The 22536-nt window shown below is 68.3% G+C and carries 21 protein-coding genes and 3 riboswitches; of the genes, 16 read left to right on the top strand and 5 right to left on the bottom strand.

Going from position 1 to position 22536, the window contains the following annotated elements:
* Positions 1 to 64: riboswitch (Fluoride riboswitch) on the bottom strand.
* A gap of 200 nt (positions 65 to 264) precedes the next feature.
* Entirely contained in the window at positions 265 to 771 is a 507-nt protein-coding gene (locus H623_RS0109330) for an inorganic diphosphatase (protein ID WP_022900673.1), read from the top strand.
* 9 nt (positions 772 to 780) lie between these two features.
* Positions 781 to 2133 carry an MFS transporter gene (locus H623_RS18935; RefSeq protein ID WP_022900672.1) on the top strand — a complete coding sequence of 451 codons (1353 nt, stop codon included), beginning with the start codon at positions 781 to 783 and terminating at the stop codon, positions 2131 to 2133.
* A gap of 5 nt (positions 2134 to 2138) precedes the next feature.
* On the opposite strand, the gene crcB is transcribed toward H623_RS18935, so the two are convergent.
* Genes crcB through eno form a run of 3 tightly spaced genes read right to left on the bottom strand, consistent with a single transcriptional unit; the run spans position 2139 to position 4440 of the window.
* Positions 2139 to 2516, bottom strand: a complete 378-nt coding sequence (crcB, locus tag H623_RS0109320) for a fluoride efflux transporter CrcB (protein ID WP_022900671.1) — start codon at positions 2514 to 2516, stop codon at positions 2139 to 2141.
* A complete protein-coding gene (locus tag H623_RS0109315; protein ID WP_022900670.1) occupies positions 2513 to 3058 on the bottom strand; it encodes a fluoride efflux transporter FluC in 546 nt (181 codons plus the stop codon). The genes crcB and H623_RS0109315 overlap by 4 nt, the downstream gene beginning before the upstream one ends.
* A 44-nt stretch (positions 3059 to 3102) precedes the next feature.
* Positions 3103 to 4440 (bottom strand): phosphopyruvate hydratase, encoded by a 1338-nt coding sequence (gene eno, locus H623_RS0109310; protein WP_022900669.1) that lies wholly within the window; start codon positions 4438 to 4440, stop codon positions 3103 to 3105.
* A gap of 25 nt (positions 4441 to 4465) precedes the next feature.
* A riboswitch (Fluoride riboswitch) is annotated at positions 4466 to 4568 on the bottom strand.
* A gap of 102 nt (positions 4569 to 4670) precedes the next feature.
* Positions 4671 to 4759: riboswitch (Fluoride riboswitch) on the top strand.
* A 106-nt stretch (positions 4760 to 4865) separates the two neighbouring features.
* Between eno and H623_RS0109305 the strand changes: the two genes are divergently transcribed.
* The 11 genes from H623_RS0109305 to H623_RS18925 all read left to right on the top strand — a co-directional run bounded on the left by H623_RS0109305 (position 4866) and on the right by H623_RS18925 (position 17533).
* Positions 4866 to 5825, top strand: coding sequence for a respiratory chain complex I subunit 1 family protein (locus tag H623_RS0109305; RefSeq protein ID WP_022900668.1), 960 nt, complete (start codon positions 4866 to 4868; stop codon positions 5823 to 5825).
* 2 nt (positions 5826 to 5827) lie between these two features.
* On the top strand, positions 5828 to 6514 hold the full coding sequence (locus H623_RS0109300; protein WP_022900667.1) for a hypothetical protein: 687 nt from the start codon (positions 5828 to 5830) through the stop codon (positions 6512 to 6514).
* 1 nt (position 6515) lies between these two features.
* Positions 6516 to 8006 (top strand): proton-conducting transporter transmembrane domain-containing protein, encoded by a 1491-nt coding sequence (locus H623_RS0109295; protein ID WP_022900666.1) that lies wholly within the window; start codon positions 6516 to 6518, stop codon positions 8004 to 8006.
* Complete coding sequence (locus tag H623_RS0109290; RefSeq protein ID WP_022900665.1) at positions 8003 to 9559, top strand: hydrogenase large subunit; 1557 nt, start codon at positions 8003 to 8005, stop codon at positions 9557 to 9559. Before H623_RS0109295 ends, H623_RS0109290 begins: the two co-directional genes overlap by 4 nt.
* On the top strand, positions 9560 to 10393 hold the full coding sequence (locus H623_RS0109285) for an NADH-quinone oxidoreductase subunit B family protein (RefSeq protein WP_022900664.1): 834 nt from the start codon (positions 9560 to 9562) through the stop codon (positions 10391 to 10393).
* Entirely contained in the window at positions 10390 to 12483 is a 2094-nt protein-coding gene (locus H623_RS0109280; protein WP_026940165.1) for a proton-conducting transporter transmembrane domain-containing protein, read from the top strand. The genes H623_RS0109285 and H623_RS0109280 overlap by 4 nt, the downstream gene beginning before the upstream one ends.
* 42 nt (positions 12484 to 12525) lie before the next feature.
* Positions 12526 to 13053 (top strand): universal stress protein, encoded by a 528-nt coding sequence (locus H623_RS0109275; RefSeq protein ID WP_026940164.1) that lies wholly within the window; start codon positions 12526 to 12528, stop codon positions 13051 to 13053.
* Between the two features lie 94 nt (positions 13054 to 13147).
* A complete protein-coding gene (locus H623_RS0109270) occupies positions 13148 to 14095 on the top strand; it encodes a cytochrome b/b6 domain-containing protein (RefSeq protein WP_022900663.1) in 948 nt (315 codons plus the stop codon).
* 62 nt (positions 14096 to 14157) lie between these two features.
* The gene (locus H623_RS0109265; protein WP_022900662.1) at positions 14158 to 15747 is read left to right on the top strand and encodes an adenosylhomocysteinase; all 1590 of its coding nucleotides are present in this window, start codon (positions 14158 to 14160) and stop codon (positions 15745 to 15747) included.
* A complete protein-coding gene (locus H623_RS18930) occupies positions 15744 to 17072 on the top strand; it encodes an amidohydrolase family protein (protein WP_022900661.1) in 1329 nt (442 codons plus the stop codon). The genes H623_RS0109265 and H623_RS18930 overlap by 4 nt, the downstream gene beginning before the upstream one ends.
* On the top strand, positions 17069 to 17533 hold the full coding sequence (locus tag H623_RS18925; RefSeq protein WP_022900660.1) for a cupin domain-containing protein: 465 nt from the start codon (positions 17069 to 17071) through the stop codon (positions 17531 to 17533). The genes H623_RS18930 and H623_RS18925 overlap by 4 nt, the downstream gene beginning before the upstream one ends.
* Here H623_RS18925 and H623_RS0109250 read toward each other — a convergent pair.
* Positions 17530 to 18801 carry an MFS transporter gene (locus H623_RS0109250; protein ID WP_022900659.1) on the bottom strand — a complete coding sequence of 424 codons (1272 nt, stop codon included), beginning with the start codon at positions 18799 to 18801 and terminating at the stop codon, positions 17530 to 17532. The two genes, H623_RS18925 and H623_RS0109250, sit on opposite strands and share 4 nt — an antisense overlap.
* Positions 18802 to 19132: 331 nt before the next feature.
* On the opposite strand from H623_RS0109250, the gene H623_RS18920 reads away from it, so the two are divergent.
* The 3 genes from H623_RS18920 to H623_RS0109235 all read left to right on the top strand — a co-directional run bounded on the left by H623_RS18920 (position 19133) and on the right by H623_RS0109235 (position 21685).
* Complete coding sequence (locus H623_RS18920; protein WP_033371634.1) at positions 19133 to 19972, top strand: ABC transporter substrate-binding protein; 840 nt, start codon at positions 19133 to 19135, stop codon at positions 19970 to 19972.
* A 73-nt stretch (positions 19973 to 20045) separates the two neighbouring features.
* A complete protein-coding gene (locus tag H623_RS0109240; protein ID WP_022900658.1) occupies positions 20046 to 20930 on the top strand; it encodes an amino acid ABC transporter permease in 885 nt (294 codons plus the stop codon).
* A gap of 32 nt (positions 20931 to 20962) precedes the next feature.
* Complete coding sequence (locus H623_RS0109235) at positions 20963 to 21685, top strand: amino acid ABC transporter ATP-binding protein (protein WP_084485861.1); 723 nt, start codon at positions 20963 to 20965, stop codon at positions 21683 to 21685.
* Between the two features lie 52 nt (positions 21686 to 21737).
* On the opposite strand, the gene H623_RS0109230 is transcribed toward H623_RS0109235, so the two are convergent.
* On the bottom strand, positions 21738 to 22514 hold the full coding sequence (locus H623_RS0109230) for an SDR family NAD(P)-dependent oxidoreductase (protein WP_022900656.1): 777 nt from the start codon (positions 22512 to 22514) through the stop codon (positions 21738 to 21740).
* Positions 22515 to 22536 lie beyond the last annotated feature (22 nt).

Genomic DNA, 22536 nt, shown 5'->3' with positions numbered 1-22536 from the left:
GTACCGGTAGAAGCCATCAGCGGGTCGTTCCGCGGTTGCGGCGAGCTCCATCGCCGTAGTCCACCTCCAGTCTGCACGAGAAGACCCGATCCCGCCAACAACTGCCGGGCGTGGTGTTCGCGATACCATCCCGGCGCGGCGTGCAAGGGTCCCCCCGCGAACTGCCCACTACGATGAACACCACGGCGATGGATCCCGCCGAGGCACCGTCGCCTGAACCGCGCACCGCTGATGGCTTCCTACCCCTGTCGAGGAGGTAGTTCCATGTCCGCCAACAGCATCCAGATGATCGTCGAGATCCCGGCCGGAAGCCGCAACAAGTACGAGATCGACCACGAGACAGGCCGGGTCTTTCTCGATCGCACACTGTTCACCGCCATGGTCTACCCCGCCGACTACGGCTTCATCGAGAACACGCTCGCCGATGACGGCGACCCGCTCGACGCGCTCGTGCTGCTCGATGAACCCACCTTTCCCGGCGTGGCCGTGCGCATCCGTCCGATCGGCCTGTTCCGCATGGACGACGAGAACGGACACGACGCCAAGGTGATCGCCGTGCCCGACGGCGATCCTCGCTGGGCCGAGATGCGCGACATCGACGACGTGCCGGCGACCACGCGAGACCAAATCGCACACTTCTTCACTCACTACAAGGACCTCGAACCCGGCAAGTTCGTGACGGTGCACGGCTTCGGATCTCGCCGTGATTCCGAGGTCATGGTGCACGACGCCGAGCGCGCGTACCACGAGCACGACACGTACGAGAGCTGATCGCCGCCGATGAGGGACAAGCAGCAGAACACCCGTTCCGGCAGTCCCCGCTGGCTCACGCTCGGGGTGTTCAGCGTCGGCGCGACGAGCTTCCTCTCGGATGCCGGCCACGAGCTGGTCACGTCCGTTCTGCCCGCCTTCCTCACCTCCGTACTCGGCGTAGGTGCTGCCGCTCTTGGAATCATCGACGGTGTCGCGGATGCCCTCACCGGCCTCGCGAAACTGGCCGGCGGTCCGCTCGCAGACGATCCACGACGACGGCGCGCCATTGCGAGCGCGGGGTACACGACCACAGCCGTGACTACCGCCGCGATCGGGCTGACCACCGCGGCATGGCAGGTCGGCGTGTTGCGCGGGGTGGCATGGATCGCGCGCGGCTTCCGGTCGCCCGCGCGAGACAGCATGCTCGCGTCGCTGGCGGCATCCGGTGCCTACGGCCGCGCGTACGGGATTGAACGAGCCGGAGACAACCTCGGTGCGGTCGTCGGTCCGTTGCTCGGCGGACTGCTCGTCGTGTGGCTCGGACTGCGACCGGCCATTCTGCTGTCGGTGGTGCCGGGCCTGCTCGCCGCCGTCGCGATCGGCGTCGCCGCCCATCAAGCGCACAAGCTCGTGGCAGCGTCCCGCGCGTCGGGTGCCTCCGCCGAGCCGGGCCGGCCGGGCACCGGCTCGACGCGCATCACCCGTGCCGGAATCATGGCGGGTTACCGCCGGCTGCGCGGCACCCGGCTCAGCCACGCCCTGATACCGGTCGCGCTCTTCGAGGGCGGCAACCTGGCCGCGACGCTGCTCATTCTGCGGGCCTACCAGTTCTTCCTCGACGGCGGCATGACCGAACCGCAGGCCACCGTGCTGGCCACGGTGCTGTACGCGGCATACAACGCGGCAGCGGCACTCATCGCGGTGCCCGCGGGAGCACTCATCGATCGCATCGGACCACGCCGCGTTCTTGCGCTCGGTGCCGCCGCCTACGTGCTCGGCTACCTCGGATTCGCGTTTCTCGATGTGACGGGTCTCGGCGGCGCCACACGTAATGCATCGCCGGCGGGCGCGACGTCGGACGCCTGGCTGATCGTACTGGTCTGCTTCGTGCTCGGCGGTCTGGGAATCGGGCTCGGCGAGACAGCGCAGTCCACGCTCGTGGCGCACGCGCTTCCGGATGCCCTCCGCGGCTCGGGATTCGGGCTGCTCGGCCTGGTTCAGGCCGGCGGCGATGTCACCGCGACCATCATCGGCGGCATCGTCTACGCCACGGTGGGGCCGCTGTGGGCGTTCGCGTACGCGGCGGCCTGGATGGGGGCGTCCTGCGCCGTGGCGTACGCCGGCCGTCATCATGACGACGCGCCCGTGCCGGCGGACTGACGAGCTCAGACGGCGGCGCCGAGCCAGAGACCTCCGAAGCCGGCAGCCACCGTGGCGATCAGCACCACGAACCCGTTCGAGAACGCCATCACGTACTCGCGCTCCTGCACCAGCCGCATCGTCTCGATGCTGGCCGTGCTGAACGTGGTGTAACCGCCCATCATGCCGGTGCCGAGCACGAGCGCCCATTGCGGAGCGACCACCGCACTCAGCGTCAGGCCGATGAGGACGCCGAGCAGGAGCGAGCCGGAGACGTTGATCACCGCGGTCCCCCACGGAAAGACCGACTTCACCCGAGACCGCACGAGGCCGTCGACCACGAAACGCAGTGCGGCTCCCACTCCCCCGGCAACGCACAGTGCCGCGAACACACCCGGATTCATCGGTTCCGCCTGCCCGGAAGCGCACGCCAGCGCTGGATCTCGGCCCCGACCGCGATGCCGGCGAACGAGGCCGCCGCACCGACCACGACGGTGAGCACGCCGTAGAGCACGCCGACCCACGCGTGGCCACCGGTGAAGGCCTGCGCCACACCGACCGCGAACGTGCTGTACGTGGTGTATCCGCCCATGAAGCCGGTGCCGATCAGTAGCCGGAGCATGCGGCGAGCGCCCTCATCGGCTCCGAGATGCAGAAGTGTCTCGAGCACCAGGCCAAGCGCGAACGCTCCGGTGATGTTGATCACGAAAATGCCGACCGGAAACGCCCCGGCCGCCGGGATCAGGAGGCTCAACGTCTCGCGCACGCCTGTTCCCACGGCGCCGCCGAAGGCGACGAGACCGATGTACGACCAGCGCAGGTGCACCGGCCTCGGACGCGCGGCAGGCCTGGCATCCGTCACCTCGATGTCGCTGTCGATCGGGAGGTCGTGCACGGATGCAGCGTCGTCGGCCGCACCGCCGGCATCCGGTCGCGGCGTGGTCATGGTGGTCGATTCCTCGTTCAGCGGTCGCTCCTTCTCGGATGCCCTCAGTGCAGACCGTACTGCAGCTGCGGCTGCCTGCGCTCGATGCTCATCAGACGGTTGTACTTGGCCACACGCTCGCCGCGAGCCGGAGCACCGGACTTGATCTGCCCGACGCCGGTCCCTACGACCAGGTCCGCGATGAATGCATCGATGGTCTCTCCAGAGCGATGCGAGACCATGCACGCCATGTCATTCTCGCGCGCCGCGGCGATCGCGTCGAATGTCTGGCTGACCGTGCCGATCTGGTTCACCTTGATCAGGGCGGCGTTCGAGTAGTGCTTCTCGGCCCCCTCGCGGATGCGCGCGGCATCCGTCACGTAGAGATCGTCGCCGACCAGCTGGGTCGAGGAGCCCACCCGATCGAACATCAGCTGCCAGCCCTCGAAGTCGTCTTCGGCGAAACCGTCTTCGATGCTCCAGATCGGATAGTCACCGAGCAGGCCGTCGTAGTAGTCGACCAGCTCGCGTCGATCGAGCCGGCGACCGCCGACCTGATAGTTGCCATCACCGAGGGAGAAACCGTTCGCCGCCGGATCGAGCGCGATCTTCACCTGATCGGTCGTGTACCCGGCGGCCTCGATCGCGGCGACCAACAGGTCGAGCGCTTGCACCGGGTTCGCGATCGGAGGCGCGAACCCGCCCTCGTCGCCGAGGCCCGCAGTGTGGAACTCGTCGCGCACCGCGGACTGCAGTGCGTGATAGATCTCGGAACCGGCGCGCACGGCCTGTTCCTCTGAGACGAGGCCTAGCGGCGCGATCATGAACTCCTGGAAGTCGAGGTCGTTGGCCGCGTGGGCGCCGCCGTTCAGCACGTTGAAGTGCGGGACGGGCATCAGCGGCTGCGCCCCGGTCTGCGCAGCAATCCACTCGTACAAAGCCACGCCGGACACGTGGGCGAAGGCACGGGACGCCGCCATCGACACGGCGACGACCGCGTTCGCCCCGAGGCGCGCGAGGTTCGGCGTGCCGTCGAGATCGCGCAGAGCGTCATCGAGCGCACGGATGCCGTCCCACCGGCGGTCGGTCAGTCTCGCGGCGATCTCGCCCTCGATACCGGCCACGGCCTTGAGCACGCCGCGCCCCGAGAACTCTTCACCCTCATCCCGCGATTCCACCGCCTCGAAAGCGCCCGTGGATGCGCCGGCCGGTGCGGATGCCTCGTGCACGGAGCCGTCATCGAGCGTCAGCGCGACCGAGACGGTCGGCCAGCCGCGGGAGTCGAGCACCTGCTCGGCACGCAGGGACGCGATGGTCAGGCCGACATCATTCGGCGGATCACCCGCGGCACCGGACGGAGTTGCACCGGGCTGACCTGTCTGGGGGGCAGTTGCTTCGGACACAGTTCACCTACCTCGACTCGTGATGAGTTCGGTAGGAGCCATCAGCCGACGTGGCGGTTCGTGCCGTTCCCTGCACCGTCGCCGCGCGGGAACCGAGCACGGGTGGAAACCCCATCACCCAGGGTTCGAGAGTACCGCACGACGGCAGGTCGTGCGGTCGAGCAGAGCTCGTGCCGCCGCTCCGAACACACCAGCAGAAGTTGCTTGACGGGGACGAGGGGGTTTGGTCTACTGAGACCGGCGATGGTGCTCGCCTTGATCCGACTTCCGAACCTTCTCGGATCTGAACCGCAAAAGTGCTGATAGCGCCTGATTCCCATCAAGGGGACAGGTATGCGCACAGACTTGTGGGTCCGCGCGGCGGTCAGTCGCGCCGTGGAGCACGACGCTCCTCCACCGACGCGCAGTGCACTGTCGGCAGACACATGCTGACGCTCCCGCTCCCCGTCATTCAGGCGTTGCAGGTCGCCACAGTCGTCTTCGCCTCCCCCGGCATCACCGGGGTGATCTCGCAGGTCGAGGCGCGGATGCAGGGGCGACGCGGGCCGCGCATCCTCCAGCCGTACTACGACCTGGCAAAGCTGTTCCGAAAAGAGAGCCTCGCGCCGTTGCACAGCGGGCCGTTCTTTCTGCTCGCGCCGGTGCTCGCCTTCGCGTGCTACCTCACGGTGCCGATGCTCATCCCGGTGCTCACCACCTACGCGTTGCCGCTCGGCAACATGGGCGACATCCTCGGCGGCGGCATCATCCTCGCGTTTGCGAGCTTCATGGTGGCGACGGCCGCGGCCGAGACCGGTGATCCGTATGCGCAACTTGGAGCGAGCCGCGCGAAGACGTTCGGCGCCATCACGGAGCCGGTCGTCCTGCTCGTGGTGTTCACCGTCGCGCTGGTGACCTCCACGGATCTGCCCTACGTGCTTGCCGCGACGGTCACCAGCGGCCCGGACCAACTCGTACGACCGGCGCACCTGCTGGCGTCGGCCGCGCTGTTCATGGTCATCCTCTACGAGACCGGGCGCATCCCGATCGAGACGCACACCGGCACCATCGAGCTCGGCATGATCGAGGAGGCCCGTCCCTTCGAACACTCCGGACCGTATTACGCGCTGCTCAAGTGGGGCTCATCGGCGAAGCAGCTGATCTTCTACACGCTCTTCCTCAACGTGTTCGCGGCGCCCTGGGGACTCGCCTCGACACGAGAGCTCGGAGACGTGCTGTTCGCGATCGTCGCCCTGATCGCGAAGGCGATCGTGGTCGGGATCGTGGTGAGCGTGATCGACAACACGTTCGCCAAACTGCGCCTCTTCCGTATCACCGAGTTCGTATCCGCCGCGTTCCTGCTCGCGGTGCTGGCCATCTTCACCCTGTATCTCGGAGGGGGCTGATCATGATCGAGATCCTCACCGTGGCGCGGCCGGCACCCACCGTCTTCGACGGCACCGCTAACACCGTGGCCGTGGTCGTGCTGCTGCTCGAGTTCGGAATGCTGCGTGCCTCGCTGTTCGGCGCCCAGGTTCGCCTCTACGCCGCACAGTCGGTCGCAGTCAGCGTGCTGGCCGGCGTCGTGGCGGTCGGCCGCGGCGTCCCGGAGCTCTTCATCCTGGCGGCGCTCTCGTTGCTGTTGAAAGCAGTCATCGTGCCGCTGGTCATGATGGGTCAGCTGCGCGACAGCCGCGCCGAGATCGCCGGCAGCGGTTCGCTGGGCGTCGCGAGCGAAGTGATCATCTCGATCCTCGTGGCGGCGTTCGGATTCTTCGCGGTCGGTGCGCTGGGCATCCACTCCGAGGTGCTGCCGGCGGCGGCGCTCAGCCTCTCGATGGCCGTCGTGCTCGTCTCGTTCGTGCTGATGATCCTGCGGCGCGACGTGATCAGCCAGGCGATCGGGTTCTTCTCGCTCGAGAACGGGGTGTCGATGGCGTCGTTGGTGATCGCGGCCGGGCTGCCGCTCATTCTGGAGGTGGCCTTCCTGTTCGACCTGCTCGTGGCCGTCGTCGTGTTCGGCGTGCTGATCAGGGTGCAGAGCGACCGCACGAAGTCGTTCTCCACCGTCGCCCTCGACCGGTTGCGAGGCTGAGATGAGTGCCGTGCTGATCTGCGTCTTCTTCCTGCCCTTCGCGATGACGTTGCTCTCGCTCGTGCTGCCTCGACGCGTCACGGAGATGGCCACGATCGTGGTCGGCGTCGTGACGTTCGTGCTGGCGGTGACGCTGATGCCCTCGGTGACACACGGCGTGGTGACCGCGCCGTTCCTGCGAGTCGACGCCCTGTCCGAGATCTTCCTGCTGGCGACCGCGTTCCTCTATCCGGTGACGGCCATCTACACGATCGGCTACTTCGCGCGCGAACGCTCGGTGATCGCGCGCGACGGCGCGGATGCCATCCCGCAGTTCCGGCGCTACTCCCGCCTGTTCTACGTCGGCTTCAACGCGTTCGCCTGGTCGATGATCTGCGCCCCGATCGTGAACGGCCTCGCCCTGCTGTGGATCGCGATCGAGATCACCACCGTGGTCTCGGCGCTGCTGGTGGCGATCGACCGCACGGAGGGCGCCACGGAGGCTGCCTGGAAGTACGTGCTGATCGCTTCGTGCGGTCTGGGAATCGGCCTGCTGGCCACGATCATCCTGTACTACGCCGGCTCGACCGTACTCGGCGAATCCTACGACCTCGGGCTGGCGTCGATGCTGCGGTCGGCGGGCGAGCTGCCGGCCGTGCCGGTCCAGCTCGCGTTCGGACTCGCGGTGATCGGGTACGGCACGAAGGTTGGCCTGTTCCCGGTGCACACCTGGCTTCCGGACGCCCACTCCGAGGCGCCGACCCCCATCTCTGCGCTGCTCTCCGGCGCGCTGCTCGCGACCAGTTTCTACGCGATCCTGCGCTACTACCAGATCGCGGTTGGAGCCTTGGGGCCCGCCTTCCCCCAGAACACGCTGCTGATCTTCGGCGTGCTCTCCCTGCTGCTCGCCGCCCTGTACCTGTTCGCACAACGCAACATCAAGCGCATGTTGGCGTACTCGAGCGTCGAGCACATGGGCATCCTGGCCATCGGTGTCAGCTTCGGTGCGCCGATCGCGTTCGCGGGCGTGCTGCTCCACGTGCTCGCCCACGCGGCCGCGAAGGGGACCGCCTTCATGGGTGCCGGCACCATGGTGCACAAGTTCGGCACCAAAGAGATGTCCGGCATGCGCGGCGCGATCCGCGCCCTGCCGTTCAGCGGGCCGATCTTCCTGGTGGCGATCTTCACGCTGGGCGCGCTGCCGCCATTCGGGATGTTCCGCAGCGAGTTCCAGATCGTCTCGGGCGGCGTGGCCAGCGGCCACGGCGTCGTCGGCGCGGTGCTGCTGGTCCTGCTGTCCACAGCGTTCCTCGGCCTCATGATCGCCACCACGCGTGTGCTGTTCGAGCCCGGCACCGGCGCGATGCTCCCGGCGTCGGAGCCCAGCTATTGGATGGTCGTGCCCACGCTGATCGGCGTGGTCGCGCTCCTCGTGCTCGGGGTGCACCCGCCCGATACGCTCGTCGATCTGCTCACGCGGGGTGCGGCCGAGCTGACGGGGGCGAGCTCATGAGCGAGGCGCGAACCAACGCGACGCCGACGGCACCGACAGCGCCGCTGACGACGCCGAGCGTGACGACGCTCCCGGACACGGCATCCTGGCACGACGGCGTCGTCGCAGCAGTGACGGAAGGGGCGCGTTTCGCCGGTCTGTACGCGGACCGCGACCGGCTGATCGCAGTGCTCGACGGCGATCACGGCTTCGAACTCATCGAGACGACCATCGAGCGCGACGCCGACGGAACCGCCTCGTACCCGTCTCTGTCCAACGAGGTGCCGCCGGCGTTCTGGTACGAGCGTGCGGCGTACGACCTCTCCGGGCTGATCCCGACCGGGCATCCTCGGCCCGACCCGTTGTTGCTGCCGTTGCATCCGGGCAGCGACCGGCCGGCACCGGGCGCTCCCGTCACCGATCTCGGCGCACTCATCGTCTCCGCCGACACGGATGCTCCCGGCCCCGTCGACCTGCGCGGCCACGGTCTTCTCACGCTCATGTTCGGACCCGTACGCTCCGGCGTCTCGGAGTCGATCGAGTTCCTGATCGAGACACCGGGAGAGGACATCCCGCACCTGAACATTCGGCCACACTTCAAGCACCGCGGCATCGCCAAGCGGTTCGAGGCGCTGGCCCCACAAGACGCCGTGCTCGTGGCGGAACGTGTCGAGGGGATCGCGTCGGTCGCCCACGCCCTGGCATTCAGCCACGCGGTCGAGTCGGCGGCCGGCACGCGCGTGCCGCCACGAGCACGGCTCCTGAGGGTCGTCTATGCGGAGCTGGAGCGCATCGCGAACCACCTGGAATGCGCTATGCGGCTCAGCGACGCCGCGGGACTCAGTGTGGCGATCGCTCGCTTCGCGTGGCACAAGGAGCTCGTCATGCGCACGATGTCGACGCTCACCGGCTCGAGGTTCGGTCGAGGGGCCGTGATCCCGGGCGGCGTTCGCGCGCCGCGCGTCGACCCCGTCGTCGCGTTCGACGCGGATTGGTCCCGTCTCAGGAACCGCATCCTCGACGACCGTCGGCGCGTCATGCGCACGTCGTCGTTCCTCGACCGCCTGCGCGGTACGGGAGTGCTCGACGCCGACTACGCCCGCCGCTGGGCACTCGTGGGGCCGATCGGCCGCGCCAGCGCTCACGCGGTGGATGCCCGCTGGCAGCACCCGTACGACGGCTACCGGTCGCTACCCCTGCCCGCCGAGCCCGCACTCGACACCGACGGCGATGCCCGCGCACGCCTCCGGGTGCGATGGCAGGAAGTGGACACGTCGTTCGACCTCATCGAGCGCGCGGTCGTCGCGCTCGATCAGATCGAGGACAGCAGATGGTCGGGCGACCGCCCGGTGACGGTGCCCGACGGCCCGGCCTTGGGCGTCGCCGAGGGCCCTCAGGGCGAGGTGCTGTACTCGGTGCGCTTCGAAGGCGGCGTGATCGCACGCTGTCTCGCCCGATCCCCCGCGCTGCACGACCTGGTCGCGTTCCACGATGCATTCCACACGGATGTATTCACCGACTTCGCGTTCATCGAGGCCAGCTTCGGCCTCAGCTATGCAGGGGTGGCGATGTAGATGGCCTGGGCACCACACGGACTGGCGAACGGCACCGTCACCACGAAATGGCCGCGCCGACCCGACGCTTACTTCGACGACTTCCCCGCATCGGTCGAGGTCGTCGTGCCCGAGGATGCAGCGCCGGCTGCGGACGCCGCGGTGCTCGCCGCCGCAAACGCATGCCCGACCCGGGCCATCGCCGTCGAAGCGGGTGAGGTCTCGCTCGACCGTGGACGCTGCATCCTCTGCGGTCGCTGCACACGACTGGCGCCCGAGACGTTCCGGTTCGAGCCGGGCTCCGCCACGGCGTCTCTGGGTCGCGAGGGCCTGATCGTCGGCGCGCACGAGGAGAACGACGAGGCACTGCAGCGGCTTCGGGCCGATCTGAAGGCCCGGGTGCGTCACCTGGGCCGTTCGGTGCACATCCGGCACGTCGACGCCGGATCGGACGGCTCCGACGAGTGGGAACTGCAGGCGCTCTCGTCACCCGTGTACGACATCCACCGCCTCGGCATCTTCTTCACGGCCAGCCCCCGCCACGCCGACATCCTGATGGTCACGGGCATCGGCACCGACGGCATGGCCGGACCGCTGCGCCGCACACTCGACGGCATGCCGGAGCCGATCGTGGTGATGGCGGTGGGTACGGATGCCGTCAGCGGCGGTCTGGTCGGCGGCGGCTACACGGACGGGATCGGCATAGCACCACGCCTTGCGTCCGGCGGCCGAGGAGTGGATGTCTGGGTTCCGGGATCGCCCGCGTCGCCGTTCAGCGTGCTGCACGGCATCCTGCTCGCACTGGGGCGGGTCGACGAGTCGGGTCTTCGAACACGCAGAGGAGGGCGCGCATGACACTCGTGGTGATCGGAATCGGCGTCGCCGCCGTCGCCGCCGTGCTCGGCTGGTTCGCCGGGCTGGCGCGTCTGCGCCCCGCCGGGGCCTCCACGATCTCCGGCATCACGTGGGCCCTGAATCTCGCGGCCGCGGTACTCTTCGTCGTCGCCGGCTCGCTGGTGCTGGCCGGGGCCGATGACGGAAGCGCGGATGCCGCCGGCCCCATCGGCGCCTCCGGCGCTCAGGTCGTACAGGGCACGCTGGTGTCGACGACCACGTTGCGTCTGGACCGTCTCTCCGCATTGTTTCTGGTGATCAGCTTCGGTGTCGCCGTACCCGTGTTGCTCTCCGCTGCGTCCCGCGGCATGGTTCGGCGCCCGAGGCTCGCGGCCGGGATCGCACTGGTGCTTCTGGCCACTGCGGTCGTCGTCACCGCCGGCGACCTGTTCACGCTGCTTCTCGGCTGGGAGGGTCTCGGGTTCGCCTTCTACCTGGTCGTCGGCTACGACCGCGATCGGCGGGGACGAGCATGGGCGGCCGTGCTCACGGGTGGGTTCAGCGGGTTCAGCGGTGCGGCAATCCTGCTCGCCGGCTCCCTTCTCTTCGCGTACAGCCACACACTCGACCTGGCCGGGATCGCCGCCGGGTCCCCGCGCCTGATCCGCGACACGGCGTACGTGCTCTTCATCGTCGGCTTCGCCGTGAAGGTCGGCCTGATGCCACTGCACATCTGGCTCCCTCGCGGGTACGCCGCTGCGCCCGGGCCCGCCCGCGCCCTGCTCGCCGGAAGCGCCGTCAACGTCGGCTTCTACGCACTCTGGCGCACGCTCGACATACTGGGCACTCCCCCGGCCTGGCTCGCCTGCGCCGTGCTCGTCGTGGGCGGCCTCACCGCGCTCCTGGGGATCAGCCATGCCGCGGTGAACGCGGACCTCGCCTCGCTCGTCTCCTGGTCGAGCGTCGAGAATGCCGGACTCATCGTGACCGCGTACGGCGTTGGCCTGGTAGGGGCCATCGCACACGAGCCGGCACTCGTCGCCGCAGGGATCCTGGCGGCGACGGCCCAGGTCTGCGCGCACGCGCTGGGCAAATCACTCCTGTTCGTCTCCGCCGCCGCGATCGAGGATGCCTACCTCACGACAGATCTCGATCGCCTCCGTGCCATCGCGCGCCGGCTCCCGTTCTCGGGAACCGGGCTTGTCATCGGATCCCTCACCCTTGCGGGTGTCCCGCTGACCGCAGGCTTCGCTTCGGAGTGGTTCATCCTCGAAGCACTCATGCAGCAGTTCCGCGTCGACGATCTGCCGCTCAACCTGAGCCTGGCCGTCGCAGGGGTGCTCGTCGCCCTCACCATCGGGGTGGCGACGATCGCCTTCGTGCGGCTGATCGCACTGACCGCGTTCGGTCATGCGGGAGAGGACATCCCTCAAGAACGACGAGTCTACGAACGGCGCCTCACACATCGCGGCGGGATCGTCCTTCTCGTGGCCGGATGCCTCGGAACGGCCGTCGTCGCGCCGCTCCAGGTGCGCATGATCGCTGCCGGCATCCTTCCTATTACTGACGACGTATCGAAAGCAGTCACCGGTACCTGGATTCTGCAGCCGGTGTATTCCGGCTTCTCAGCCCTGTCGCCGAGCTGGCTCTGGATCATGATCCCGGCCTACGTATTGCTGGTGGGCATCCTCGCCTTCGCACTGTCGGGGAGGAGATTCCTGCGGGTGCGACGGGTCCCGCCGTGGCGCTCGGCGTCGCCCGGCGTGATCAACGGCCGCGGCTACACTTCGTTCGCGTTCGCGAACCCGATGCGCAAGGTGCTCGCCGCGATCCTGATGACACGAGGCGAGTTGCGCCGGGAGGAGATCGCGACGGGTGGCGAGACCGGCGGCGAGCAGCGTGGACCGGCTGGAGTACGGCTCGGCTACACCATCGATGTGGTCGACGTCGTAGAACGGTACTTGTACCGTCCGCTGATACCGCTGGGCATGCGGATCGTCCGTACCGCCCAACGGCTGCAATCAGGGCGCCTGGATGCCTACATCGCCTACATGCTCATCGCGCTTCTCGCGATCCTCGCCGTCGTCACGTCGATGGCGGTGAACCGATGAACGCGCAGGAACAGGACCTCTCCGCCGGAAGGGAGAAATGCCATGTCCGAAAACCATGAGACCGACAACGACGTGGCCGCACGACCGAACCTGGTGGTCGGCGTGGTGCGAGAACAACCGGATGACGTCATACGAGAGGCGATCCGGTTCGGCACGATGCTGCGGGCGTCTCTTGTGATCGCCACAGTGGATCCCACTCGCTACACGACGGGTCACAACTCCGACGGCAGCGTCGCCGCCTTCTCGATCGATCCCGACACCGCCGAGGTGATCACGGAGGAGTTCGACGCCGACTTCGCAGCACACCTCGGCTCGATTCTCGCGCCGACGGGCGTGCCCTGGACGCTGCACGCCCTGGCGGGCGATCCAGCACACGAATTGGCGCGTCTTGCGCATGAGGTCGATGCGGTCGCTATCATCGTCGGCACCCGCAAACGCGGTCTGCGCACGAGCGCTCACGAGTTCTTCAACGGCTCCGTCGCAGTCCATCTGGCACACCGTCAGCATCATCCGGTGATCATCATTCCGCTCGACCCCGTCGCGCACGGAGAGCGCCTGCCCTGGGAGTGATCCACACGCTCTCACCCGCTGCCGTGGCCGAGAGGTTACCGACCGTGTCGCACCCCTCACTTCGCCCCCATTCGCGCGCGCTATCGTGAAGCCGATGACAACGCAGGAGCAGATCGCGACGGTGACGCGCAGCAGGTGGCGACCGCTCACCTGGGTCGTCCCGGTCATCGTGATCGGCGCCGTTCTCGTCGTGCTCGCCGCCCGCTGGTTCGTGGCAGTGCCGGCCGTCGCGGACTTCATCCGCACCTACCCGGGAACCAGCGAGCTGCCGGCCTGGGCACCCGTCGGTTTCCCGCTCTGGCTGGCGATCCTGCACTTCCTGAGCGGAGCCTTCCTCCTGCTCATCGCGCTTTCCGGCTGGTCCGTCCACCACACGCGCAAGAGCGGCAAGCGGCCCCACGAGTTCTGGATCCGCGACAACGACCGGCTCTTCCGCACGGCGAACCCGCCGGTGCGCATCACGCTCACCTCGTGGTGGCATCTCACGGTCAATTCCCTCTGGGTGCTGATCGGTCTCGTGTTCATCGTGCTGCTGTTCTGCACCGGACAGTGGGTGCGCATCGTCCCGGTGCACTGGGACGTCATTCCGAACGCGATCTCCGCCGGACTGCAATACGCCTCACTGCACTGGCCGCACGAAGACGGCTGGGTGAACTACAACTCCCTGCAGCTGCTCACCTACTTCATCACGGTGTTCATCGCGGCACCGCTCGCCGTGCTCACGGGCATCCGGCTCACCCCGGGCCTGTCGGTGCGGCTGCGCCCACTCGACAAGGCGTTCCCGATCCCGACCGTGCGCACCGTGCACTTCTCGGTGCTGTTCTGGTTCGTCGCATTCACCATCGTGCACGTCGCGCTCGTGCTGCTCACCTCACCGTTGCGCAACCTGAATCACATGTACGGCTTGCGCGACGACGAGAGCTGGTTCGGCTTCGCGATCTGGGTTCTCTCGCTCATCGTGATCGCCGTAGCGTGGGCGCTGCTGCGCCCGCCGCGATTGGATGCCGTCGCCGAGCTGACCGGGAGCGTCAAGCGCCGCTGAGCCCGACATCAACGCCGTTCCGCGTGCCGACGGCCATCCCGCCGCTTCCGTAGGCTGGTCTCGTGCCTTCCCCCGCTGATCTGCACTTCGCCCGCACGACACTTCGCCGCTTCGCCCGGGCGACGAACCTGCTCCTGACCGGCCGTTCGTACACGGTGCTCGGCGACGACGGAAGGGCGGATGCCGTGCGTCGGGTTCTGAACGCATGCGGAGCGCGAGAGACGGCGTCTCGTGCGGACTACGCGTTCGCGACATCCGCAACCGCGTGGCCGGATGCCATCGCGAGCGGAGCGAGGCTCGTCGCCGATCTCGACGGTCGGCTGACGGCCGGCGTCGCCTCGCGCGCCCGGCTGGCCGCGCGGGACGGCATCCTCGAGCTCGACGGAGTCGGTCTCGTACCGGCGACCGAAAACCTTCCGGCTCGAGCGCCGCTGCCCGCAGCGGCGGGCCGCATCACGTGGGCCGGCGAGCATATGCCACTGGCGGCATTCTTCTCCTCCGCGCTACGTGACGACGGCACGGCGATCGGAAGGCTCATCGCCGTGTCCATGGTTTTGGAGCCGAAGACCGCGGTCCTCGCCCTCGCCCTTCGGGATGCCGGCGCCGATGTCGCCGTATTCTCGCACCGCTACGAGACCGACGCCGAGGTGGCCGCCGAGTTGCGAGAACGGGGCGTTCCGGTGTTCGCGGATGCCTCGGGCGACGCCGAAAGAGACCACGAGCTCGCTCTGCGCCTTCTCGATACCCGGCCCAACCTACTGCTCGACGACGGTGCTCACGTCATCGAGCTGGCCCTCGATGAGCGCCCGGAAATCGCCTCGGCGATGCTTGGCGCCGCCGAGGAGACGACGAGCGGCGTACGGGCGTTGCGGCGCAGAGCCCGTCGCGGCACCGACCTCGGCATGCCCGTGGTCGCCGTGAACGACGCCGTGACCAAGACGCGGTTCGACAACCGCTACGGCACAGGCCAGTCCTGCGTCTTCGCGCTGGCGGATCTGTTAGAAGGTGCAAGCACCAGCACCAGCACCGTGCCGGACTCGCTCGAGAACACCACCGTGGGCGTCCTCGGGTTCGGGCCGGTCGGCCAGGGCGTCGCGCAGTTCGCCCGCGCGCTCGGCGCGCACGTTCTCGTGGCTGACATCGATCCTCGTGCGACGCTCGACGCGCGCTTCGCCGGCTACGGCACCGGAACTCCGGAGGCCGTGGTCGCCGAGGCCGGCGTGATCATCTCGGCCACGGGCGTCGTGAGCACGATCACGCTCGAGCTCTTGCGGCGGGCCAAGCATGGTGCAGTCGTCGCTGTCGCAGGCGGCGTCGATCAAGAGATCGAGGTCGACCGGCTACGGGCCGCGGCGCGCGTCGAGCCGGCGGGCGACGCGCTCGAGACGTTCTCGTTCGCCGACGGCCACACCGTGACGATCGTCGCCGGCGGCGCGTGCGTCAACATTAGCGCCGGCGAGGGCAACCCGATCGAGATCATGGACCTCTCGTTCGCCGCGCAGTTGCAAGCCGTGCGAACCCTCCTGAACGCGACGACGCCGGCGACCGCTCTCCCGGCCGGACTGCTGCCGTTGCCGGAGGACGCCGACCGCGAGATCGCGCGGCGAGCGCTCGGCGCACGACCGGACTTCAGCCGCGGCGGTGCGGTGTGAGCGGCATCCACGTCTTCTCCGCCGATCTCGTGCTGCCGGTGACGGCACCACCCGTTCTCGATGGTGCGATCGCGGTACGCGACGGCCGCGTGCTGCACGTCGGCGATCGGGCATGGGTGCTCGAGGCGCTGCGCGAACGCGGTGAGGAGTTCTCCGAGACGCATGCCGACGGCATCCTCACCCCCGGGCTCGTGAACGCGCACACCCACCTGCAATACACCGGCATGGCCGAGGTCGGGCGTGGCCGGTACCGCGGTTTCGAGGAATGGGCGCGGGCGTTCGACGCACTCTACGAACGCGACCACGACTGGCGATCGGATGCCATCGACGGGGCCGCACAGCTTCTCACCTCGGGCGTCACCGCGGCTGCCGACGTCGTCACCGATCTGGAGGCAGCGGGTGTGCTCAGCGACACCGGGTTGCACGGCATCGCCTATTGGGAGGTGATGAGCTGGGAAGACGCCCCGTGGCGCGAGTACGGCCGCGCGCAAGTGGAGGCGGAGCTCGACCGCATCCCCACCACGCCGGGCGCCGGCCTGTCGCCGCACGCGCCCTATTCGCTCGATACGGTCCCGCTGCACGAGATCCCCGACATCGTGCGCGAGCGCGGACTGCGCCTGCACATCCATCTGGGCGAGTCGCAGTTCGAGGGCGAACGCGTGCCCGACGACGGCGGAGAGCGACACGAGAACTGGCGGTTCTCGGGCGTGCAGAGCTTCCGCGCCCTGCGGCAGCTCGGATTCGGCACCAGCGCCACGGAGTTCGTCGACCAGCTCGGTGTGCTCGGGCCGGACTGTCACATCGCGCACGGCGTCTACGTCACCGAGGGCGACCGCCGGCTGCTACGACTGCGGGGCACGAGCGTGGCGCTCTGCCCGCGCTCCAACGAGGTCATCGGCCTGGAACCGCCGCCGGTGGCGGACTACCTGCGCGAGGGCAACGCGATCGCGGTCGGCACCGACTCGCTCTCCTCCAGCCCGTCGCTCGACCTGATGGCCGACGTGAGCGCCCTGTACGGGCATGCCCGTGCGCAGGGGTACCGCGCCGACGACCTGCACGCCCGTCTGCTCGGCGCCGCCACACTCGGCGGGGCCCGCGCGCTCGGCCTCGACGTGGGCCCGCGTCGGCTCGGCCAGTTCGGTGTCGGCGCGGTGGCAGATCTCGCGTTCTTCGACATTCCGGTCACCGCGGTGCCGGATGCCGTCGCCCACCTGATCGAGGCCGGCGCCGGCACGTGCGTCGCCGCGTACGTGGACGGGCGCCACCGCTGGTCCCGTCCGGGCGTGCATGAGACGCCGGACCACGAGGAGCACGAACCCGCATGAACAACGACGACGCCGCCCACGACGAACCTGTCCGTCCTGCCACCGCGCAGCGCCTCGGGCTCGAGCCCCACCCCGAGGGGGGCTGGTTCCGACGCACCTGGACGTCGCCCGTGGCGATCCAGCTGCCCCGAGGCGAGCGAGCAGCGGCATCCCTGATCCATTACCTGCTCGAGGACGGCGACGCCTCCGCCTGGCACGTCGTGCAGTCCGACGAGATCTGGCTCTGGCACGGTCCCGGCACGATCACGCTGCAACTCGGCGGAGACGGCGAAGTACCGCTCGCGGGCGAGACGACGACGCTCGGCCCCGACATCCTCTCCGGCGACCGTGCCCAGGCAGTCGTTCCTGCAGGAACATGGCAGCGGACGCTGCCCGCCGACGGCGAGACGCTCGTCAGCTGCGTCGTCTCGCCCGAGTTCAGTTTCGACGACTGGGCGCTCGGCTCCCCCCGAGACTCTTAGGCCGTGCGCCGCGAGGTCGCCGCGTACCACCACGCCCCGAGCACGCCCACGACGAGCACGGCGGCGAACACTCCGACGGCCGAGGTCACGCCGACGAAGGCTCCGAGCGCTCCCATCGTGATTCCGCCACCCGTGCGCAGACCGGAGGCGAACATGCCGTACACGCCGAGCGTTCGCCCGCGTTCGCCCGCCGGTGCTTCCAGTTGCACCACACTCTGCGTGATCGACAACGACGCGATCTCCCCGCATCCGGCCAGCACGAGTGAAGCGACCGCGATGGCATAGTCGTCGGTCAGCGCGAAGACGACGATCGCGGCTCCGAACAGCACGGTGGACAGGACTGCGGAACGCAGTGTCGGACGGATGACTCCGGTCGCCTCGAGCAGGAATCCGCCGAGCACACCGCCCAGGCCCATGGCGAACAGCAGCACACCGTAGGTGAGATCGCCGTCGGAGCCGGCACCGAGTCGTGCCGCGAATGCAGGCATCGACGACTGGAGAGCGTTGCCCACGGTCAGCGCCGTCAGCCCGGAGATGATGATCATCGCGATGATCAGGCGATTCGAACGAATGCGGCGCAGCACGCTCACGGTGTCGCGCAGGCGGATTCTCGCCTTCTCGCCGATCGAGTTCCCGTCCCGCAGGTGACCAGTGAACCGGGTGCGGAACATCAGCACCATCATCGGCACGTAAAGGAGCACGTTCACGAAGATGCCGCCCGTGGCGCCGAGCCCGAGGAGCAGAGCGGAGCCCACCACAGGCCCGAACAGGATGCCGAGACTCTGAAAGGTCGCGTTGAGCCGCACCGCGCTGGGCAGTTCCGTGCGGTCGACGAAATCGTGCAGCATCAGCTGTTCGGCCGGGCCCCAGAGCGAGCCCGCCGTGCCGTGCAGCACGAGCAGGATGCACGCCGCCCAGACCGTCAGGCTGTCCGTGAGGAAGAGCACGCCCCACAGTGCTGAGACGAGCATGAAGAGGCCTTGAGCGGCCTGGATGAGGCGGCGGCAGTCGTATTTCTCGGCCAGAGTGCCCGTCCACACCGACAACAGGAGAAACGGCAGCCAGTGGCTGATGATCTGAAATCCGACCAGCGCCGGCGAGTGGAATGTCTGCCACAGCACCCAGTACGTGATCACGTGCTCGGTGTTGTCGGCCATCATCGACAGCCCCGAGGTGAAAAGGTACGGTCGGGAGTCTCGGTTGCGCAGCGCCGCGAAACGACGCGGGACGAGCTCGCCGTCGGGCGCGGCCTGCTTCGAATCGCGCATACGGAACCTTCCGACGTCTCGGCGACGATGACACCGCTCACCCGTGAGTCCGACGCTGGCGAGGAGTCGGGCTCGACGACGGAGGCGATGGTGGAGTCGACGGACGTGAGCGGTGAACGCCGACGCATTCACGCTATCTCATATGTTCACCCCTACGACATATCAGGCGACGGGCAGCGCCCGAAATCGGACGCCCGATACGGGCAGCGCCGGTCACGCGAGGTAACCGAGAATCGCCGGCTGTCGCGCGCATCCGTAGAATCGTTTCGAGCATCGCAACGGCGCGACTCCCTCACCCGAACCCGCTCCCCCTTCATGAAAGGGTCCTCCTGTGTCTCGCACTCCTCGTCGCCGCACGCGTCTCGGCCTCGCCGCTGCCGTCGCTGCTGCCGCCCTCGTCGCACTGAGCGCTTGCAGCTCCGACTCGGCCACGACCACGCACGGCCTGCAGACCGTGACGGAAGGCAAGCTCACCATCGCCACCGGCCAGCCCGCCTATTCGCCGTGGGTGCTCGACAACAAGCCGCAGTCCGGCAAGGGCTTCGAATCCGCCGTGGCATACGCGGTGGCGAAGCAGCTCGGCTTCTCCAAGAGCGAGGTGACGTGGGTGCGCACCGGTTTCGACCAGGCGATCGCACCGGGCGCGAAGGACTGGGACTTCAACCTGCAGCAGTTCAGCATCACCGACAAGCGCAAGAAGGCCGTCGACTTCTCGTCGCCGTACTACACGACGACGCAGGCGATCGTCGCCTACAAGGGCACGCCCATCGCTTCTGCGACGAGCGCCGCTGCCTTGAAGGGCTACAAGATCGGCGTCCCGGCCGGCACGACCAGCTACGACGTGCTGATGAAGGAGGTCGGAGGTTCCCCCGCCGTCTTCAACTCCGAAGACGACGCCGTGCAGGCGCTGAAGAGCAAGCAGATCGACGCGATCGCCGTCGACCTCCCCGCCGCCTTCTACATCACGAGCGCCCAGCTGAAGAACGCCGTCGTCGTCGGCCAGTTCTCCGACACCGCCGGTGGTGACGACTACGGCCTCGTGCTGCAGAAGAACTCGCCCGAGACCAAGAAAGTCACGGCGGCCGTGAACGCCCTGCGCAAGAACGGCACGCTGGCCGACCTGCAGAAGAAGTGGCTCTCCGACAGCGTGCACGTCCCCACGTTCAAGTAGTCGCCGCATCCCGACAGGCAGTACCGTCTCCACCGTGACTTCCACTTCTCCCGCCCCGACTCCGCCGACCGACGTGTCGGCGGAGTCGGGGCGCGTCTCGACGGCGGATGCCGCGCCGCACCAGCCGAGTCAGGTCGCACTCGACCGCGCGCGCTTCCGCAAGAAGCAGTCCGCGCGCTCGGTGCTGATCGCACTGGTCAGTACCGTCGTCGTCGCGGTGATCGTGTGGATCGCGATCGTCAACACACCCGGCTGGGCGCTCGTGCAGCAGTCGTTCTTCGATCCGAAGACGGCCTGGGAGGCACTGCCGAGCGTGCTGCTGGGGCTCTGGACGAACATCCAGGTGCTGTTCTTCGCCTCCATCGGCGTCGCGATCGTGGCCACGCTGCTCGCGACGGTGCGCTCGCTGCGGTCACCGGTGTGGTTCCCGCTGCGGTTCCTCACCACCGCCTACACCGACCTGTTCCGTGGCCTACCGGTGCTGATCGTGCTCTACCTGGTGGGCTTCGGCATCCCGGCGCTCGGGGTCTTCCCTCGCGTGCCGGCCCAGGTGTGGGGCACGATCGCGCTCGTGCTCTGCTACTCGGCCTACGTCGCCGAGGTGCTGCGCGCGGGAATGGAGGCGGTGCATCCGTCGCAGCGTTACGCCGCCCGGTCGCTCGGCCTCACGCACGGTCAGACGCTGCGGCTCGTGGTGTTCCCACAGGGCATCCGCAAAGTGACACCGGCGCTCATGAACGACTTCGTCTCGATGCAAAAAGATGTCGGCCTCATCTCGGTGCTCGGCGCGGTGGATGCCGTGCGTGCGGCCCAGATCAACGTCGCGGAGACCTACAACTTCACCGCGTACGTCGTGGCGGGTCTGCTTTTCGTGCTGCTCAGTTGGCCGATGATCCGGCTCACGGACTGGTACACGGCGCGTGCGCAGCGACGCGAGCAGACGGGGGGTGCGGTGTGAGTGACACGGACTCCGGCGCTCCCGTGCTCAGCATGCGCGGCGTCTACAAGGCGTTCGGCGAGAACACGGTGCTGCGAGGCGTCGACCTCGACGTGCACCGCCACCAGGTGGTCGTGCTCATCGGGGCGAGCGGCTCGGGCAAGTCCACGCTGCTGAAGACCGTCAATCTGCTCGAGCAGATCGACGACGGTCAGATCTTCCTCAGGGGCCAGGACATCAGCGACCCCCGAGTCGACGTGGATGCCACGCGCGCTCGCATCGGCGTGGTGTTCCAGCAGTTCAACCTCTTTCCGCACCTCACGGTGCTCGACAACGTGACGCTGGCCAACCGCAGGGTGCACGGCATGCCGAAGGACGAGGCCGAGCGCATCGCCGTCGAGCTCCTCGGCCGCATCGGCCTCGCCGACAAGCTGCGCTCCTACCCCGACCGGCTCTCCGGCGGCCAGCAGCAGCGCGTGGCCATCGTGCGCGCGATCGCGAGCAGCCCCGAACTGCTGCTCCTGGATGAGATCACCAGTGCCCTCGATCCCCAGCTCGTCGGCGAGGTGCTCGACCTGGTCGCCGGCCTCAAGAGCACCGGATCGACCATGGTGATGGCGACGCACGAGATGTCGTTCGCCCGGCGAGCCGCCGATCTCGTGGTGTTCCTCAAGAACGGGGTGCTCGTGGAGCAGGGACCGCCGGAGCAGGTGTTCGACGACCCCGAGCATCCGGAGACCCGCGAGTTCCTCGCGCGGGTGCACGCCGTCGGCTGAGGGTCGAGCGATATCCCACGCCCCAGGCCGGGCCTGATGCGCGAGCCGGTACCTAACGCGAGGTCCAGCCTCCGTCGATCGCCAGCGTCTGCCCGGTGATGAGCGACGCCGCCGGCGAGGCGAGGAACACGGCGGCGCCGGAGACCTCACGCGGTACTCCGATGCGATGCAACGCGGCGATGCGCTCGAGCGTGTCCGCGCGGAACTCCGGATCCGACAGCGCTGTCTGAGTGCCATCCGTCTCGATGAAGGTCGGTGCGAGCGCATTCACGCGGATGCCGTACTCGCCCCACTCCACCGCGTGGCACCGGGTCATGTGCACCACGGCAGCCTTGGCCACGCAGTACGACGACTCCCCCGGCAACGCGACGAGCCCGGCCTGCGAGGCGACGTTCACGATCGAGCCGCCACCGGCATCCCTCATGCGCCTGGCCGCGTGCTGTGACAGGAAGAACGTGGACTTCGTGTTCAGCCGCCACACGACGTCGAAGTCGTCTTCGGTGACGTCGATCGCGGCGCCCATGATGCCGCCGCCCGCGTTGTTCACGAGCGTGTCCAGCCGGCCGTACTCATCCACGACGCGGTCGATGGCTCTTCTGCCGCCGGCCAGATCAGTCACGTCGAGCTCGACGCTGAGAGCGCGCACCCCGAAGCCCTCGATCTCGGATGCCAGCCCCGCGTCATCCCGCACGTCACGCAGCCCGATGGCCACGTCCGCACCCGCGCGGGCGAACTCCACTGCGGTGGCGCGCCCCAGGCCGCGTCGCGCCCCGGTCACGAGCACGGACGTTCCGGAGAGGTCGAACGGCGAGGCGGATGTTTCGGTCATGAGCGTCAGATTATCGACCCGC

Origin of the sequence: Humibacter albus DSM 18994 (assembly GCF_000421825.1) — a bacterium.
In the GTDB taxonomy this organism is placed as follows: domain Bacteria; phylum Actinomycetota; class Actinomycetes; order Actinomycetales; family Microbacteriaceae; genus Humibacter; species Humibacter albus.
The sequence above is the reverse complement of the archived record's forward strand: the minus strand, read 5'-3'. Positions and strand labels throughout refer to the sequence as shown.

What these genes read in the sequence shown, in the direction of transcription:
- H623_RS0109330 (WP_022900673.1), top strand. Translation starts at nt 265, where the DNA reads ATGTCCGCCAACAGCATCCAGATGATCGTCGAGATCCCGGCCGGAAGC.
- H623_RS18935 (WP_022900672.1), top strand. Translation starts at nt 781, where the DNA reads ATGAGGGACAAGCAGCAGAACACCCGTTCCGGCAGTCCCCGCTGGCTC.
- crcB (WP_022900671.1), bottom strand. Translation starts at nt 2,516, where the DNA reads ATGAATCCGGGTGTGTTCGCGGCACTGTGCGTTGCCGGGGGAGTGGGA.
- H623_RS0109315 (WP_022900670.1), bottom strand. Translation starts at nt 3,058, where the DNA reads ATGACCACGCCGCGACCGGATGCCGGCGGTGCGGCCGACGACGCTGCA.
- H623_RS0109305 (WP_022900668.1), top strand. Translation starts at nt 4,866, where the DNA reads ATGCTGACGCTCCCGCTCCCCGTCATTCAGGCGTTGCAGGTCGCCACA.
- H623_RS0109300 (WP_022900667.1), top strand. Translation starts at nt 5,828, where the DNA reads ATGATCGAGATCCTCACCGTGGCGCGGCCGGCACCCACCGTCTTCGAC.
- H623_RS0109295 (WP_022900666.1), top strand. Translation starts at nt 6,516, where the DNA reads ATGAGTGCCGTGCTGATCTGCGTCTTCTTCCTGCCCTTCGCGATGACG.
- H623_RS0109290 (WP_022900665.1), top strand. Translation starts at nt 8,003, where the DNA reads ATGAGCGAGGCGCGAACCAACGCGACGCCGACGGCACCGACAGCGCCG.
- H623_RS0109285 (WP_022900664.1), top strand. Translation starts at nt 9,560, where the DNA reads ATGGCCTGGGCACCACACGGACTGGCGAACGGCACCGTCACCACGAAA.
- H623_RS0109280 (WP_026940165.1), top strand. Translation starts at nt 10,390, where the DNA reads ATGACACTCGTGGTGATCGGAATCGGCGTCGCCGCCGTCGCCGCCGTG.
- H623_RS0109275 (WP_026940164.1), top strand. Translation starts at nt 12,526, where the DNA reads ATGTCCGAAAACCATGAGACCGACAACGACGTGGCCGCACGACCGAAC.
- H623_RS0109270 (WP_022900663.1), top strand. Translation starts at nt 13,148, where the DNA reads ATGACAACGCAGGAGCAGATCGCGACGGTGACGCGCAGCAGGTGGCGA.
- H623_RS18925 (WP_022900660.1), top strand. Translation starts at nt 17,069, where the DNA reads ATGAACAACGACGACGCCGCCCACGACGAACCTGTCCGTCCTGCCACC.
- H623_RS0109250 (WP_022900659.1), bottom strand. Translation starts at nt 18,801, where the DNA reads ATGCGCGATTCGAAGCAGGCCGCGCCCGACGGCGAGCTCGTCCCGCGT.
- H623_RS0109235 (WP_084485861.1), top strand. Translation starts at nt 20,963, where the DNA reads ATGCGCGGCGTCTACAAGGCGTTCGGCGAGAACACGGTGCTGCGAGGC.
- H623_RS0109230 (WP_022900656.1), bottom strand. Translation starts at nt 22,514, where the DNA reads ATGACCGAAACATCCGCCTCGCCGTTCGACCTCTCCGGAACGTCCGTG.